Genomic DNA, 17493 nt, shown 5'->3' with positions numbered 1-17493 from the left:
CTTTATCATATGTAAGGTAAGATTATATCATAACTTTGCATCGAATAAATTATTATTTAAATAAAGAGCCAGAATCGATTCAAAAAACCTAGTCAATGACTGTGATAGCTCAAAAGGACTGCGCAAGTATATAGCTCAACACTCCACCACTCATCAAGTACTTAACCTCAGTTGCAGTTTGTACACAGCACTTGAGTTGAATGGATTGCTCTGAATCATCCTTTCTTTTAATGATACATTCTAGATTTCCATTTGGTACTACTTCACCTTTCATGCTCACTATCTCACTACCATCAAATATCTTTCTCGTTACTCCATCCTGAAATGCAAGTGGAAGAACACCCATACCGACCAAATTGGACCTATGTATGCGTTCAAAACTTTCTGCAATCACAGCTTTAATTCCCAGTAATGCAGTACCCTTTGCTGCCCAATCCCTACTTGAACCTGTACCATATTCTTTTCCTGCAATGACAACTAATGGAACAGCTTCTCTTTTATATTGCATTGCTGCATCAAAAATTGACATAGTTTCTTGAGAAGGAATATGTTTTGTATAGCCACCCTCAGCGCTCACCATTTTATTTCTTATTCTGATATTAGCAAAGGTTCCACGCATCATTACGTTGTGGTTACCGCGGCGAGATCCATATGAATTGAAATCTTGCGGTTCAATTCCAAGACCTTTTAAATATATGCCTGCAGGACTATTTGAGGCAATATTTCCAGCAGGAGAAATATGGTCGGTAGTGACGCTATCGCCAAACATCGCTAGTATTTGCGCATTCTTTATATCAATTATGTTGCTTTTATTGTTCTTAGTCGATAAATTATCAAAATAGGGAGGGTTTTGTATATAAGTGCTTTTCGCGTCCCAATCATAGATTTCACTTTTCTCACACTTTATCTTTTGCCAATGCTCATCACCAGAAAAAACATCCTTATACTTTTGTATGAACATTTCACGCGTCACAACACTTTTAACACAACTCTCAACTTCACTATCTGTTGGCCATATATCTTTGAGATAAACATCACTTCCATTCTTATCTTTGCATATAGGATCTTTTGTCAGGTCAATTTGTACAGTACCTGCAAGTGCATACACAACAACAAGTGGCGGAGATGCCAAGTAATTCGCTTTGACTAAAGGATGGATTCTTCCTTCAAAGTTACGATTACCGGATAAAACTGCTGCAACAGTCAAGTTTTTATCCTTAATATCACTTTCTATATCTTCATTAAGCGGACCGGAGTTTCCAATACAAGTTGTACAGCCATACCCAACCAAATTAAAACCCAAAGCATTTAGATCTTCCTGTAACTCTGACTTTTCTAAATATTCTGTTACAACTTGTGACCCTGGAGCAAGAGAAGTTTTAACCCAAGGCTTTGATTTTAAGCCAAGGGTTACTGCATTACGCGCTACAAGTCCAGCAGCAATCATTACACTTGGGTTTGAAGTATTAGTGCAGCTTGTTATTGCTGCAATAACTACACTCCCATCTTGGAGTTTATCGCTTTCCTCTGACTCATTAACTGGAAATGATTTAGAAAAAGATTCTGCCACTTGCGAAAGACAAACCTTATCTTGCGGTCTTTTTGGACCGGCTATTACTGGCTCTACGCTGGATAAATCAAGCTCCAGTGTGTCAAAGAACGCCAATTCGTCATTACTACGCCACAGCCCTTGTTCTTTTGCATAAACTTCAACCAATTTAACCAACTCTTTTGGCCTTCCGGTTAAGTTTAAATAATCTAGTGTCTTCTGATCAATTGGAAAGAATCCACAAGTTGCACCATACTCTGGAGCCATATTAGCTATGGTTGCTCTATCTGCCAAAGATAAACAATCTAAGCCATCACCATGAAATTCCACAAATCTGCCAACAACGCCCTTTGTTCTCAGGATATTAGTAATCGTTAGCACTAGATCAGTTGCTGTTACTCCCTCTGAAAGTCTTCCTATTAATTTAAATCCTACTACTTCTGGAATTACCATACTAATTGGTTGACCAAGCATCACAGACTCAGCTTCTATTCCACCAACACCCCAACCAAGAACCGATAAACCATTTACCATAGTAGTGTGACTATCTGTACCGACCAAGGTATCTGGATATAGAACTCCACTATCATTACATACAACTTGCACTAAATATTCAAGATTCACTTGGTGGCAAATTCCAGTACCTGGTGGCACTACTCTAAAATTTATGAAGGATGACTCTCCCCATTTTAAGAATTGATATCTCTCCAAATTTCTTTTTACTTCCAGTGCAACGTTTTTACCAAATGCAGAAGTGCTTCCGTAACTATCTACTTGAACAGAGTGATCGATCACAAGATCAACAGGTACAGATGGATTTATTTTGCTTGGGTTACCTCCATTTTTCTTCACATAATTACGCATTGAAGCTAAGTCAACGACAGCAGGAACTCCTGTGAAATCCTGCATCAAAACCCTTGCTGGCTTGTAGCTAATTTCGTGATTAATGTGTTTCTTGACACAATTTGCTAATATCTTTATGTCATCTAATTTAACGCTTACTCCATCTTCGTTGCGCAATAAATTTTCAAGCAATACCTTGAGTGAACAAGGCAATTTGGTTAAATTTACTCCTAAGAATTTACCAGCGTTACTTAGGTTAAAGTAGTTATATAACCTTCCATCAATATTTAAAGTCGTCTTTGCATTTAAAGAATTGTTCATCCTGTATTAGTTAAGATTGGAATTACTAGCGCTACTTTTTTGTTGTTGACTTTGCTGCTGATACATAGTTTCAAAATCTATAGGATCTAGCATAAGTGGAGGAAACCCACCACTACTTGTAGTTCTTGCAATTATTTCTCTTGCAAAAGGGAAAAGAAAAGTAGGTCCACCAATAAATAAAGCTTGTCTCACCTCTTCTTCTCTTAGCTCTGTAAAGTTTTCTATTGAAAAAATACCGCAATACTTTACCTCGCAAATGAAAGCTATATCATCTTTTACATCTTCATCTTTTACCGTTGCTTTGGCTTCTATATGCAAAGTAATTTCATGAAAAGGTTTTTCTTCACTTATTCCTTTTTTATTTTCTGTTCCTTCTAATTTTGCTGAATTAATATTAACCATTACATTAATATCGGGAGCTTTACTAGAAGAAAGGAATGGCGAATTTGGATTCTCAAACGAAAAATCTTTGACATATTGACCATGAATTTTCATTTTATGTTGTAACATTTCTTAAGTCTCCTTTAATTAAGTTGAGATGTTTAATACTTTCTTATATAATATATCTATTTACAAACGAATAGTAAACCTAACTATAGGTTAATATGAAAAACATATTTTTATCAATAATTAATAATATTTAGATACTTTATATATCAAAAGGAGCAAGTTACCATGATAGAGCTTGTAATATATGCTTTACTAGCGGCGTTTATTTTTTCACGCTTATATAACTCTTTAGGAAGATCAGCCAGTCTCAATCTAAAAAAGCTAACAGGTGTATTGGATGTAAGTCAAAGTAAAGAGGATGTGGCAGAAAATATCGAAGATTATACTTATAGCAATGACAAAAGTTCAATAGAAGCTACTTATGAACAAATATTACAAAAAAACAGAGAGTTCTCTATTTCCAATTTTATAGAAGGTTCAAGCATAGCTTTTGAATTAATAATAAAATATTTTAACCAAGGAAATTTACCTCAATTAAAACCCCTTCTGGACAAAGACTTGTATAACAGTTTTGTGGATAAGATTAAACATCGTAAAGAGATACATGAGTCTATAATTGTTTCTATCGTTTCACAAAAAATCTTAGAAATAAAGTTAGTGAAAAATGTAGCATTTATTGCAGTATATTTCCTTTCAGAGCAAATTAACTTTGTTAAGAATAATGAAGGGGACGTCATATCAGGTAGTATGTCTACTATTAACAAAGTTGAGGATGTATGGCAATTCAAAAAAAATATTAATTCATCAGACCCAACTTGGATGCTTGTTTCTATTAACTATAAGAAGGCAAGTACTGATAAAAATTTAACAACAAATGACAAATAAGATTAATTACACTGATGGAAAGTAGGTTGCGAGAAATAGTACTTGATACTGAAACTACTGGTCTTGATACTGGATCTGGCCATCGAATTATCGAGATAGGATGTGTAGAACTAATTAATCGTGTTCCAACAGGTAAAACATTTCATCGATATCTTAATCCAGAAAGAGATGTACCTTACCACTCATTTAAGATTCATGGTATTAGTGAGGAGTTTTTAGAGGATAAACCACTATTTTCAGATGTTGCATTTGAATTTCTCGACTTCATATCTAATGACATTTTGGTGATTCATAATGCTGAATTCGATGTTAAGTTCCTTAATATGGAGTTAGGCAAGTTAAATGCTGGGTTAATTTCCTCAGATAGAGTGCTAGATACATTGCCGCTTGCAAGAAAAAAGTTTGTAGGATCACCTGCTTCTTTAAATGCATTATGTAAACGTTTTGACATATCGCTGGAAGGTAGAGAGTTGCACGGAGCATTAGTTGATGCTCAATTGCTTGCAAAGGTCTACGTTGAGCTTACAGGAGGATTGCAAACCTTTTTGTTTAATAGTAAATGTGATCAGGACAATAGCTCTACGTTTATTCAGCATAAAGTGCGAAATTTAGCTCGCAGAGAACATTCACCAAGCAGCGAAGAAATTGATGAGCATAAGAAATTGTTAGATAAAATTAACAATCCACTTTGGAAGGAATATGTTGAATCAATCAGCTAATCAAGATATGATTTAATTTTATTGGAAACGCTTTAATGGTAAAATTCATAAGGTTATTGTCTGGTTTATTAATAATAGTAGCAGCTGTCTTCTTAGGTTATTGTTATTTTACCAAGCAAGGCATATTTGTTTCACAAAATACAGAAATTAAAATAGGTGGGGATTTTTCTTTGATTAATCAAGACGGACAAACAGTACGCAGTAGTGATTTTAAAAATAAGTATATGATGATTTTTTTCGGATTTTCCTCATGCAAAAGAATTTGCCCTATGAACCTCGGAATAATTTCAGAAACACTTGCAAAGTTAGATAAGAAAACTGACAATAAGATACAAACATTTTTTATCACAGTTGATCCTGAGCGCGATAACATAGAAAGGCTTAAAGAATTTCAGCAGCAATTTGACCATAGAATACAAATGCTAACTGGTGAAAGACAAAAAATAGATGAAGTAGTTGCAAAGTATAAAGTATATGCAAACAAAGTAGGTGGAGAAGAGGAAATTAACCATTCTTCAATAATATACCTTATCGGCCCTGAAGGAAAATATGTCACACACTTTGTAGCTGATTTAAATTCAGATGAAAGTCAACCTGATAAGATTCTGGCTGAGATAAAAAAATATGTAAGCTGAACTAAAGAGCTTAGCTTACTTTAAATTTATGCTAACAGCTATTTTGATTAAACTAAGTCGTTTTTTTAATTTTTTCTAGGATCAACTCAGCAGCTTTTTGTTCAGCAATTTTCTTACTAGAAGCGCATGCAGAAACTTTGCCATAATTCTCTATGCAAACTGATATAGTAAACTCAGGATTGTGTGCTGGTCCAGTTTGTTTTACAAGTTCATACTCTGGTAAAGGTAATTTGTTTTTCTGAGTCCACTCTTGCAGTGAAGTTTTAGGATCTTGAGGAGGATCGAGGATGTCTTTAGCTAGCTTTTCCCAATGTCGGATAATAAATTTTTCAACACTCTCAAGTCCACCGTCAATATAAATTGCACCTATTAGTGCCTCAAGCGAATTTTCTAAATTTTTTAAGTTACATTTCCCTCCGTTGCAACGTTCACTATTATTCATGATAATAAAGTTACCTAACTCTATTTCTTTAGCAACATTAGCAATGGTACTACCACAAACTAAATCCGTTTTTCTTTTTGCCAATGCTCCTTCTTTTTCTTCAGGAAACATTTTAAACAGCATAGCAGATACAACCATGTTCAAAATACTATCGCCCAAAAACTCTAGCCTTTCGTAGCTTACGATCTGGTCTTCGCTATTCCTTTTATTTACGCTTGGATGGGTTAATGCCTCTTCTAATATTGCATGATCTGTAAATTGATAATTAATAACTTTAGATATTATATCGTTCAAAACTTTCATGTTCATCATTCAAAAGAAAAACGCTTTCTACCACCTTTATACCAGAGAATTAGTTTTATTTTATTAAAATAATACCACCACTTCCAAAATTAATGTATACAACCCACCGCTTCAGTAACGTTACTAAATCCATCCCTTCTTACTAGTTCCGCAAGTTCCAGGTTGATTTTGTTCACAACTTGATGCCCCTGGTATACAAGAGCAGTGTACAGTTGTACTAAAGAGGCTCCTGCCTTTATTTTTTCATATGCGTCAACACCACTTGAAATTCCTCCACATCCTATCAATAGAATTCTGCTTTTGGTAAGCTTGTACATGTCACTCAATAACTCGGTTGAAAGTTGAAATAATGGCCTGCCGCTCAACCCACCACTCTCATTATAGTAAGAATCTCGACTTATCGTAGTGTTGCTCACTATTAAGCCGTCAATTTTATATTTTAGTACAAGCTCAGCAACATTTTCTTTTGTTTGCTGATCTATATCTGGAGAAATTTTTAATATTATCGGTATGGATTCAGAGCTATCGATTGACCTTCGGGTTAGAGTGATAGATTCCAACAACTTGGATAATTCTTGTTTGTTGTGTAAATCACGCAAGTTAGGTGTATTTGGGGATGAGATGTTCAGTACTATATAATTGCTCTTTCCATATACTATCTTTATTAAGTCAACATAATCGCTGATTTGGTCCTTTGATGTACTGTTTCTTCCTATATTTATACCAAAAATACAATCACCAAGTTTAGTTTTACTTATCTGTTTAAGAAAATAGTCTACTCCTTTATTATTAAATCCCAATCTATTAATTATTCCTTCATCTTTAATTAATCGAAAAATTCTCGGTTTTTTGTTTCCATATTGGGGATGTTTAGTTACAGTACCAGCCTCAATAAATCCAAAACCAAATGAGAGCATCGGCTTTACAACTTCCGCATTTTTATCAAAACCTGCAGCAAGACCTACAGGACTCCTAATTTTATTACCAAAAAAGTTTACATTTAAAGACTTAGGTAGTTCTATAGGTTTCCTACAGGGCATCTTTTTTAACGCCGTTATTACCAAGGAGTGAGCGATTTCAGGTGGTAGCAAAAACAGTAAATTACGTAATATCATTTTGTAAAACACTTTGCTCATTTTTAGTTTATTTTTTACCATACAACAAGAATAACTTAGAAAGCTTGAGGTTTATCAAAATAGTAAGTATATAGTTTCTATGAGTAGTAAAAACTAATTTTTCTGAAGGGAAACCAGAACTTGATCAGTATTTTTATCTACTAATTCGAGGTAGCCAAATTTGTTAATTTGAGATTTTATTAGTATAGGAATCTTATTTCGATTTAAATAAAATCCCTGTTTTGATTGTTTATTAATCCGCAACCTTACATCCCCATTTTTCCAAGCAAGCATCTTATTTATTCCAGATTTTTCTTTACAATTATCTTCATTTACAAATCCTAAGTATTCATCTTCTGAAGAAGATATTGCAATCTTGCATATTCTATATCCTAACCAATTCCCTAGATATGGATCAGTATCGTCTTTTTCGTGAAGCTTGAACTCTCCTTTGACATATTCCCATGGAGCTTTTGCATCACCTACCTTTTTTAGAAAGAGTACATCCTGATCAAAGTTTATAATGGTTCTTGTATGAAATGTTGTTAAGCTTGCGTCCCATAATAGTTGTTCTGTGATGCTAAAATGCTCTTTATCCTTTCGCATATTTTGAAATGATACGATTATCACATCTGCTCCAACTTCTTTTCCATAGTTAATATATTGACTAGCACGACCATGTTTGGCTGTGAATGATGACTTACCTATTAATAGGAAGTCATTAAACAGTGCATTATATATACTCTGCGCACTGTAAGCTGTATCAACGTAAACCGGCTGTTTATTAGATGAAGGGTACTTTTTTGGTGAAAGATGAGTATAAGAGCTCTTTAATAAAGAGTGGAAAGTGCAACTGGTAAGCAAGAAGGGCAAACCAATGAATAATAAAACTTTCGTTAGTCTCTTCAGCATTTTACTGATTATATTTTGAATATGTTATCTTATTTTTTTAAATATTTTATTAAAAGCCATACATCTTGCTAAAACCTGAGAAGAAAAAACGATCTAATTGAAGTAAGAGGCCGGGACCGGAATTGAACCGGTATAAAAGGATTTGCAGTCCTCCGCATAAGCCATTCTGCCACCCAGCCGTTTTTTATGCGTAGATATTCATTATATCTTTTAGCATAGATAAAGCTTCTTCTCTTTTGCGTTGAAAAGTATTACGCCCAATTATTGAACCATTACCACCACCTTGCTTAATTTCTTTTGCCTCATTACATATATCATTCACTGACTTTGACTCACCACCAGAAAAAACTACTATTCTTTTCCCTGCAAAGCAAGACTTTTTAATATATTCAATTCTTTTGAATAATGATTCAACATTTTCTATTTTTTCTTTTTCCAAGTGGTTAGTTGGAAGTTTTACTTTTATTATGTTTGCACCAAGCAAAGCCGCTATATGCGCAGCATAAGCAATGACATCAACTGCTGTTTCACCTTCTTTTGAAATCCCTTCACCACGTGGATAAGACCATAGCACTACGGCAAGGCCGCAAGACTTAGCCTCAGCTATAATTTCGCAAGCTTCTTCCATCATATCGAAGCACTTAGCAGAACCAGGATATATAGTAAACCCAACAGCTACGCAACCCAAACGCAGCGCATCTTTTATAGAAGCAGTTATTGCTTGATCAGAAGTTAAGTTTTTCGAGTGCAAGGAGTTAGCACTATTAAGCTTCAAAATAAGTGGTAGCATTCCAGCATAAGTTGAAGCACCAGCTTCGATCATACCAAGCGGAGCAGCATATGCGCTTACTCCCGAATCAACTGCAAGCTGAAAATGATAATGCGGATCGTAAGCATCAGGATTAACTTCAAAACTTTTTATTGGCCCATGCTCAAATCCTTGATCTACAGGAAGAATTACTAACTTGCCAGTTCCACTAAGTTTTCCATGCATAAGAATACGAGCAAGATTTGCTTTTACCCCAGGATTTTCACTTTCGTAATAACTTAGGATTTGTTTTACTTCTTCACTCATTAACATCTTCAAATTTACTCAAAGTGTAGCAAAAACTATAGTTGAAGCAAAGACCTTTTTATGCTCTTGTTCCTACGCCTATATTTAAAGGTGTAACTTTAGGATCAGTAGTATGCTGTTGTGGTTTTTCTTGAACTAAATCTTCAAAATACATTTTAACAATAGGAAGAACGAGCGGCATAAGTACTAATTTGTAGTCATACCATGCAAATTTTTCTTTATAACTAAATTCCGCATCTTCTTCATATAAACACTGGATACAGTATTCACCATATAGTTCAAAAGCTTTTATAAAAGTTCTAAGTAAAGCAATAAGTAATAAATCTAATACTAAATTAGCCATAAGCACCATTCCATATTGAACAGGCCAGCCATTTTGTGCAATTTCCGATACTAAACTGCACACAGCAAACGCTGCTGCTATACATAGCACATAATTATCAGCAGCAATAAGTAGATTGTATCTTCTATTTAACCTATCTAGATTTTCTTCTTGTGAGCCTCTTTGTTTACTTGCTGCATAGATAATACTACAAAAGGATATAATAAATAACCATGGCCAAATTCCGATGCTGAATGCATAAAATTTATAAGCAATATTTTGCACTTTGCCACTGTTAGCAAGTTGTGATAAGCAATATTTGACTTGAGGCGACGGACCAAGTACCACATTTGCTAATATAAAAAATAAACATGCTCTATTCACAGCTTTCTCTCTACGCAATAGAATCTCATTGATTCTCCTTTGTTTTTCCTGCACTTCTCGCTGTAATGTTATAGATATGCCAGCTGCTTTTAAGTCGTTAAGATATTTCTCTAGCTTATCTTTATCTGCACTAAGTTTTTTAAACTTTTCTTCAGCTATTTTTTTCTCTTTCTCTCCTACTACTTTATCAGGGTGACATTTTAATGAAGCTCTTCTAAAGCGCCGCTCAACTAACTTAAGTACATCATCAAACTCCTGGCTTATTACTTCTTCTGCTTTTATTCCCAGCCTTAAAAATAAGTTCTGTAAATCTTGATTACTGTAATATTGATTTCTGGTTAAACTTGCCACTATAGCCTCATTAAAAAATAATGACTATACTACAAATTTAATACTCAAGCAAGAATTTAAACTATATCAAAAGCAATTCCGTGTTTACCAATATAAATCCTTAATTTCTTTCCTTTGATTAATCGACGATTCAGTATTTCTTCAGCCAAATGACTTTTTATCTCTTTTTCAATCAGCCTCTCTATTGGGCGTGCTCCCATTTCTTTGCTATAACCTGTTTGCGCAAGATAAGACTTTACTTCTTCTTCCACTGAGCAGCTTATACCCTTTTGCACAAGTTGTTTTTTCAATTCCTGAATAAATTTATCTACAATGTGCAAAATGACATCCGTATCCAAATCAGAAAAGGAAATGACTGCATCAAGACGATTACGAAATTCAGGGCTAAAAACCCGTTCCATTGCTTTTTCGCTGTCACTAATGTTAAAGTTTTTATACCCAAAGCCAATAGAACTTTTGTTACGTTCAAATGCCCCTGCATTGGTTGTCATAATTAAAATCGTATTGGAAAAATTAACCTTACGTCCGTAAGTGTCTGTAACACATCCATAATCCATGATTTGTAGTAATATATTATAAATATCACTATGAGCTTTCTCAATTTCATCAAGAAGTACTACGCTATATTGATTATTAGATACGGATTCTGTAAGCAATCCACCTTGGTCGTAACCCACATATCCAGGAGGGGAACCAATCATTCTAGATATTGTGTGAGGTTCCATATACTCAGACATATCAAACCTAATAAGGTTCATACCCATATTTTGTGCTAGTTGCTTCGCAAGCTCAGTCTTACCTACACCAGTTGGCCCTGCAAAAAGATACTTTGCCAAGGGTTTATTGCAACTTCTCAGACCAGATTTAGCAATTTTAATAGAATTAACGAGAAACTCTATCGCTTGCTCTTGACCAAAAATGGCCCTATTGAGATTTTCTTTCAAAGATTTTACTCTTTGCATATCATCAAGACCGCAAGGTAAGTTTGTAATCCTAGCGATAGTACTCTTAATGTCTCCACTGTTTATAATTTTTCGCCTGTTTTTTTGTAACTTACAATATGCCCCTGCTTCATCTATAACATCAACTGCTTTATCAGGTAATATTCGCCCAGTAATATACTTGTGTGAAAGCTCAGCTGCAGATTTAATGGCATGTTTCGTGTAATATACTCCATGATACCTTTCATAGTAATGCTTTATACCATCTAGTATCTTTACTGTATCATTAATAGAAGACTCTTTTACATTAATTTTTTGAAACCTCCTTGCTAATGCTTTATCCTTTTCAAAGCTATTGCTATATTCTCTATATGTAGTTGCACCTATACAACGCAACGTACCTCTTGCAAGTGCAGGTTTGAGCAGATTGCCAGCATCAAGAAAGCTGCCACTTGTTGAACCCGCTCCAATAATAGTGTGTATTTCATCAATGAAAAGAATAGCGCCAGGTTTTGCCTCAATTACTTTTATTATAGATTTTATTCTCTCTTCGAAGTCACCTCTATAGCGTGTTCCTGCAAGAAGTGATCCTAAATCCAAAGCATAAATTATGCTGGATCTCAGTGCACTCGGAACACTACCTTCAATAATTTTCAATACCAAGCCTTCAACTATTGTTGTTTTACCAACACCTGGTTCTCCGACATATAAAGGGTTATTTTTTCTGCGTCTTAGTAAGATTTCTATAGTGCGATTTAATTCACAATCACGACCAATGACATAATCTATTTTTTTGCTTCTTGCATAATCATTTAAATTTCTACAATAATTTTGTAGAACTTCTTCATCTTTTAATGATTCACCTTTATTTGCTACAGTAGAGATATCGTTATTCTTATCAAGTTTTATCTTGCGATTAGTTACATATTCTTCTATATCACCTGAATATTTTATATTGGATATATTATAAATCAAATTAGAATCCTTTGCATTCTGTTTGCTTAATAGCTCTTCAATGTATAAATCTTGCTCAGACAGAATCTCTAATAGAATACTTGCTCCATTTATTTCTTTTCTTCCCAGACGATGAGCCCGTATCATGGCTTTATGTATTATGCGTTGAAATAGCACATCAGGCTCAACTTTATTGACAGTTAATTCGGAATTGTCTTGTAAAAAACCTTTTGTATTATTACCATGATCATTTCTTAATATAATATTATCTATATTTATGATTTCATCAGCTCTGATGTTACATCTTGATAAAACATAATTTACATCCACATCTTTGGTTAATGCTAGCAACAAATGTTCCACTTTTGCATATTTAAGCTTACAATCAGAAGCAATCTGTAACGCTCTATTTAAACTTGCCTCTAAATTTTTAGAAATCATCTATTCTCTTTAAAAGTGTAAATTTATATATAATTAGTAGCACACAATTATTAAAAAAACTGAAATCTAGCAGCTCGTTGTAGCCAAATTGAATTACGCTACAGATTATAGTCCACACAGCCTCACATTATAACGTTGTGATAATCTCAAAACGTTATAAGCAGCAGAATTAAGATTATCAAATTGTAGGTAAATCTAATTTGGACTAGCTATATATTCTTTCTACCATCCTCCAATCACTTCGCTTTGCAGCAAGTTTACTGGAGCTTTTAAAGAATAGAAGAATAGTTAAGTACATTAATACGCTTGTTCTAGTACTCTGCTTTTCTTCTTAAATACATTGATCTTTTTTCTATCGTATTTAGCCTTTAACGTACTTGGCCTTTTAAAGATCTTTTTGCTGTTACGTTTTTGAGATTGCATACTACAATCAAAATTTGGCTCTCCTTCTTTATCTGCTAGTGCAGGCAGTCTTCTCTTATCTTGAGGTGTAACAAAAGATAATGCAAATCCTTCAGCTCCCGCACGTGCAGTTCTACCTATACGATGAACATAATCAGCTTGCGATTGTGGCACATCATAATTGATAACATGTTGAATGTGGGGAATATCAAGGCCGCGAGAAGCAACATCAGTTGCAACCATGATTTGATTACGGCCACGACGAAAAGAATTAATGACTCTTTCGCGCTTGTGCTGCCTTAAATCACCATGCATTGCTAAAGCGCTATAGTCATCTTTGTGCAATCTATTAGCTAGCTGATCTGCTCCTTGCTTTGTTTTAACAAAGATAATGATTGATCCTTCACGCTGACATAGCTGTGTAACAAGCTTGTCATATTTTTCCGATTCTGATGCATAAACAACTTCTTGCTTAATTTTTACAGAAGTTGTAGCCTGGCAATCAACAGAAACACGCTCTGGTTGATTAAGATATTTTTCAGTAAGTTTTACTATTTCTCCAGGAAGAGTTGCAGAAAACATAAGAGTTTGCCTTATTTTAGGCAAATGCTTCATAATTTCTTCAATCTGAATTCCAAAGCCCATATCAAACATACGATCCGTCTCATCAAGCACAAGAATACTAACATTCCGAGTAACTAAAGTTTTACGCTCAATATGGTCTATAATACGACCAGGAGTACCTATTATTATTTGTGGTTTTTTCTGAAGCTGATTTAGCTGCCTAAAAATAGGCTCACCTCCAATCAACAAAGCAACTCTTAGTACAGAATTTTGAGATAAGAGTTTTCTTATCTCATTTGTTACCTGATGAGCAAGCTCTCTGGTTGGCACGATGACTAAAGCTGAACCAATGCTTGGCTCATTCAGCAATTTAGCAACCAGTGGAATAGCAAATGCCAAAGTCTTTCCAGTTCCCGTTTGAGCAGACCCAAGAATATCCTTGCCCTGGAGAGCTAGAGGAATCGCTTGCATTTGAATCGGGGTTGGAACACAAAGATTATTTTTACTTAGAGCTTGCCTAAGCAAAATTGGAAGCCCCATTTCATGAAAATTACTCACAATACATTACCCTATTAAAAAGCTTCACGATAGACTAATCTTCCAATCTTAAATTTATTGCAGACTTTTTATCTTCTCCGTTCCTACCACGCTCCTCTTTAAGCTCATAACTTACTCTTTCCCCTTTCATTCCTCTCTTTCTATCCTCTCCTCGAAGTGCATCAGGTCTTATTCCTGAACGTTCTAATGCACTAATATGTACAAAAACTTCCTCACCTCCATCTTCTGGCTTGATGAAACCATAGCCTTTTTCAACATTAAACCATTTTATATTACCAAATTCCATGTGGATAACTCCTAAACTACTAACTAATATTATTAATGTGATGAAAAACTTTGAAATTGCGATTTAGAATGCCTTAAGCTTAGTTATTGCGACTAAACTTCTATACTCCATAGTCTATTCTTAACATTACATAGTAATGATACACAATTATTGTACTTGATGCAACTAAATTCTTAACCACTAAGTGAACCTGCAACTGTCATTTCACTAACTTTAATCGTTGGTGAATTAAATTGGCCACAGAAAGTTAGATCATTTGCAACGACCAAATTGCTAAACATATCTTTCAAATTGCCAGCAACAGTAATCTCGTGTATTGGGTAAGTTATTTTACCATTTTCTATAAAAAAGCCGCACGCACCTTGACTATAATCGCCATTGATTAAATTAACACCAAAACCAAATAAATCAGTTACATATACTCCCTCTCTTACTTCCTCAATTAATTCATTAAATGACCTATTACCATTTTTGAAATAGAAGTTACTAGCTGAAGGAATAATTGCAGCATTACTTGTACGAGTTGCATTTGCGGTCGTTTCCAAGTTTAATTTCTTAGCCGAATATAGATCTAAAATCCATTTTTGTAGCACTCCATTTTTTACAAATTCATTTCTCCTGCTCATCATTCCTTCCCCATCAAATGGTCTTGATGCTATACCTCTTGGTAACAATGGATCATCGATAATGTTAATCCTATCATTAAAAATTTGAGTATTTAAACTACTTTTCAAAAAAGAGCTATTATTCACAATATTGCTTCCATTGATGGCAGAAGCAAAACTTTTCACCAACTCTTTTGCTGCTCTTCTTTCAAAAAGAACTGGAAACTTACCAGTTTTGATTGCACATGAATTTAATTGATCTATTGCTCTTTTTGCTGCTTCTTTCCCTATTAACTCTGGCGATTTCAAATCATTAAAGTTGCATGTTACATCGTAATCATAGCCTATCTTCATTTCACCCTTTTCTCCAGCAACGACAGAAACCTGATTAATAAAAGTTGATTTACTAAATGAACCAACAAAACCAGAAACGGTTGATAATACTGTATTTACTGAAGTATGTGAGGATGAAGCTCCTTCGGAATTAATAATATTTTTATGTGCAAGAGCTGAATTTTCTGCAGCTTCAGCAATTTCTTTTAGTTTATCAATTGTTACAATATTATTATCTGAGATATTTAAATCTGCAGAAAAGATATAACTACTATCATCTATAGCAAAACTAATATAAGGATCTTCCTGAGCATTCTTTGCCATTTCCACCACTTGTCTCACCGCACCACTCAGATTATTCAAATCGTTTGTAGAAATATACGCAGCTTTATTCTTACCTGCTATAGCTCTAATTCCTACAGTACAGTTTTTAGATTGTGATATTTGTTCAATTTTTGATAGACGCTGAGAAACCGAGGTCTTATTAGTTTCATATATTGTAACTTCTGCGTCTTGATTCTGCTTTTTTATTAGTTTAGTGATATCTGCTGCAATATTTAATATATTCATTTTTTATTCCTTGAGTTTCTATAAAGATTCTGCACCACCTATAACTTCAATCAAATCAGTTGTAATTGCTGCTTGACGAGAACGATTATAAAGTAATGCTAGTTTATTTAGCATTTCTTTTGTATTTCTGTTTGCTGATTCCATAGCAACCATCCTAGCACTATTTTCACTTGCTGCACTTTCAAGTAAAGCAGAATAAAGAGCAGCTGTAACATAATCTTGAGTCAAAGATTTTAAAATAAACTCAATATTTTGTGGTTCATACTCATAGCTGTAATCTGTTAGAGGACTAACTACAGAATTATCAATTAATAATGAGTCTTTACTCCATGGTTTTATTGTTTCTAATATTGGCTTTTGCATGAAGGTATTATAGAATTTACTGTAAAAAACCTTAACTTTATTGTATTTACTTAGATCTATATCACTAACCAAGGCTTCCACACGCTTTAGTGTGATTCCCTTACTATTTTCAACCTTCAAGATATTTTTAGAATTAAATCTATTTTTGCCTGTCTCAAAAGCTTTCTTACCAAAAAAAACAATGTCTACTTTCTTATCATTTGCAATTAATTTGTTTATATGCTCCTGACTGAATTTAACAACAGAGGAGTTAAAGCTGCCACATAAACCACGATCAGATGCAATAATAAATACTAGGAAAGAATCTTCATTATTGATATTTAGAATTCTTGCTAGTAACTCTTGATCCGCTGATAGCGCTAGTGAAGAAATAATGCTATGCAGCTTAGATATATGCAATTTTGAATTTGATAATTTCTTTTGGCTTTGTAATAATTTTGCTGCAGAAACCATTTGCATTATTTTCGTGGTTTTCTGCACAGACTTAATATTTTTAATTCTTAAGGATAATTCCTTTAAGCTCTTCATTTTGTATATAATTCTAATTTATTAAAATATATAACTGGTAATGTCTAAAAACAAGTTTTTTTGACATTGGAGTCAAACCTAACTCAACAACCATCACCTACAAGGTGAAGGGTTAAATTTCAATCAATTTGAAATTGATCATTGTCATGAAGTGGCTCGCCTTCCTGGGTAGATATGTACTCTTGTATAACCTCGTCTGTGATTGTACCAGAACTTACGGCTAAATATCCACGTGCCCAAAGGTGCCTGCCCCAAAAGTGCTTTCTTAGACTTGCAAAATCTTGCATCAGCAACCTTGAACTTGTTCCTTTCAAAAGTTGTACAATTTTACTAACACTTTGCTGTGGTTTATATGATATAAACATATGAATATGATCTACTGCAACTTTGCCTGAGATAATTTGGATCTCATTTTCCATAGTAACCTGCCTTAGCAGCTCCCTAACTCTAACACCAATTTGGCCTATTAGCACCCTTTTGCGATATTTGGGAATCCATACCAAGTGTACTTTCATATCGTACTTAGAGTGTGCATTATACCCATAACGTCGCATACGCGACTATTATAACTTGTCCTTCGCCTCAAGGCGAGACAATCCCCGAAGGGGGACACTAAGAAACTCACAGATTTACTGTTTTGAG

The 17493-nt window shown here is 34.3% G+C and carries 16 protein-coding genes and 1 tRNA gene; 3 read left to right on the top strand and 14 right to left on the bottom strand.

Annotated features, from left to right (window positions below):
- Positions 1-109: 109 nt before the first annotated feature.
- A complete protein-coding gene (acnA, locus tag BVG17_RS05250; RefSeq protein ID WP_063630943.1) occupies positions 110-2713 on the bottom strand; it encodes an aconitate hydratase AcnA in 2604 nt (867 codons plus the stop codon).
- Positions 2714-2719: 6 nt separating this feature from the next.
- On the bottom strand, positions 2720-3223 hold the full coding sequence (gene secB / locus BVG17_RS05245; RefSeq protein ID WP_063630942.1) for a protein-export chaperone SecB: 504 nt from the start codon (positions 3221-3223) through the stop codon (positions 2720-2722).
- Between the two features lie 165 nt (positions 3224-3388).
- Here secB and BVG17_RS05240 point away from each other — a divergent pair, with 165 nt between their 5' ends.
- From BVG17_RS05240 to BVG17_RS05230, 3 genes are read left to right on the top strand one after another with little or no spacing between them, the layout of a single operon-like run.
- The gene (locus BVG17_RS05240) at positions 3389-4048 is read left to right on the top strand and encodes a Tim44/TimA family putative adaptor protein (protein WP_063630941.1); all 660 of its coding nucleotides are present in this window, start codon (positions 3389-3391) and stop codon (positions 4046-4048) included.
- Between the two features lie 14 nt (positions 4049-4062).
- Positions 4063-4767: a DNA polymerase III subunit epsilon gene (dnaQ, locus tag BVG17_RS05235; RefSeq protein WP_063630940.1), complete on the top strand. Its 705-nt coding sequence runs from the start codon at positions 4063-4065 to the stop codon at positions 4765-4767.
- A 35-nt stretch (positions 4768-4802) separates the two neighbouring features.
- The gene (locus tag BVG17_RS05230; RefSeq protein WP_017532416.1) at positions 4803-5402 is read left to right on the top strand and encodes an SCO family protein; all 600 of its coding nucleotides are present in this window, start codon (positions 4803-4805) and stop codon (positions 5400-5402) included.
- Between the two features lie 52 nt (positions 5403-5454).
- Here the strand turns inward: BVG17_RS05230 and rnc are convergent, their stop codons facing one another.
- The 12 genes from rnc to tnpA all read right to left on the bottom strand — a co-directional run bounded on the left by rnc (position 5455) and on the right by tnpA (position 17405).
- Positions 5455-6147 (bottom strand): ribonuclease III, encoded by a 693-nt coding sequence (gene rnc, locus BVG17_RS05225; RefSeq protein ID WP_063630939.1) that lies wholly within the window; start codon positions 6145-6147, stop codon positions 5455-5457.
- An 89-nt stretch (positions 6148-6236) separates the two neighbouring features.
- Positions 6237-7304 carry a quinone-dependent dihydroorotate dehydrogenase gene (locus tag BVG17_RS05220; protein WP_063630938.1) on the bottom strand — a complete coding sequence of 356 codons (1068 nt, stop codon included), beginning with the start codon at positions 7302-7304 and terminating at the stop codon, positions 6237-6239.
- Between the two features lie 72 nt (positions 7305-7376).
- Positions 7377-8174, bottom strand: a complete 798-nt coding sequence (locus BVG17_RS05215) for a hypothetical protein (protein WP_063630937.1) — start codon at positions 8172-8174, stop codon at positions 7377-7379.
- 107 nt (positions 8175-8281) lie between these two features.
- Positions 8282-8353 (bottom strand) — tRNA-Cys (locus BVG17_RS05210).
- Positions 8354-8358: 5 nt separating this feature from the next.
- Positions 8359-9249 carry a class I fructose-bisphosphate aldolase gene (locus BVG17_RS05205; protein ID WP_063630953.1) on the bottom strand — a complete coding sequence of 297 codons (891 nt, stop codon included), beginning with the start codon at positions 9247-9249 and terminating at the stop codon, positions 8359-8361.
- Between the two features lie 58 nt (positions 9250-9307).
- Positions 9308-10306 carry a hypothetical protein gene (locus tag BVG17_RS05200; protein ID WP_063630936.1) on the bottom strand — a complete coding sequence of 333 codons (999 nt, stop codon included), beginning with the start codon at positions 10304-10306 and terminating at the stop codon, positions 9308-9310.
- 56 nt (positions 10307-10362) lie between these two features.
- Positions 10363-12642 (bottom strand): AAA family ATPase, encoded by a 2280-nt coding sequence (locus BVG17_RS05195; protein WP_063630935.1) that lies wholly within the window; start codon positions 12640-12642, stop codon positions 10363-10365.
- A 297-nt stretch (positions 12643-12939) separates the two neighbouring features.
- The gene (locus BVG17_RS05190; RefSeq protein ID WP_026092688.1) at positions 12940-14166 is read right to left on the bottom strand and encodes a DEAD/DEAH box helicase; all 1227 of its coding nucleotides are present in this window, start codon (positions 14164-14166) and stop codon (positions 12940-12942) included.
- A 34-nt stretch (positions 14167-14200) separates the two neighbouring features.
- Positions 14201-14452: a cold-shock protein gene (locus BVG17_RS05185; protein WP_017532410.1), complete on the bottom strand. Its 252-nt coding sequence runs from the start codon at positions 14450-14452 to the stop codon at positions 14201-14203.
- A 173-nt stretch (positions 14453-14625) separates the two neighbouring features.
- Entirely contained in the window at positions 14626-15960 is a 1335-nt protein-coding gene (locus BVG17_RS05180) for a TldD/PmbA family protein (protein WP_063630934.1), read from the bottom strand.
- A gap of 18 nt (positions 15961-15978) precedes the next feature.
- Positions 15979-16851 carry an ATP synthase F1 subunit gamma gene (gene atpG / locus BVG17_RS05175; protein ID WP_063630933.1) on the bottom strand — a complete coding sequence of 291 codons (873 nt, stop codon included), beginning with the start codon at positions 16849-16851 and terminating at the stop codon, positions 15979-15981.
- Between the two features lie 119 nt (positions 16852-16970).
- On the bottom strand, positions 16971-17405 hold the full coding sequence (gene tnpA, locus BVG17_RS05170) for an IS200/IS605 family transposase (protein WP_143688839.1): 435 nt from the start codon (positions 17403-17405) through the stop codon (positions 16971-16973).
- Positions 17406-17493: the final 88 nt, after the last annotated feature.

It is taken from the genome of Wolbachia endosymbiont of Laodelphax striatellus, assembly GCF_007115015.1.
GTDB lineage: Bacteria > Pseudomonadota > Alphaproteobacteria > Rickettsiales > Anaplasmataceae > Wolbachia.
The sequence above is the reverse complement of the archived record's forward strand: the minus strand, read 5'-3'. Positions and strand labels throughout refer to the sequence as shown.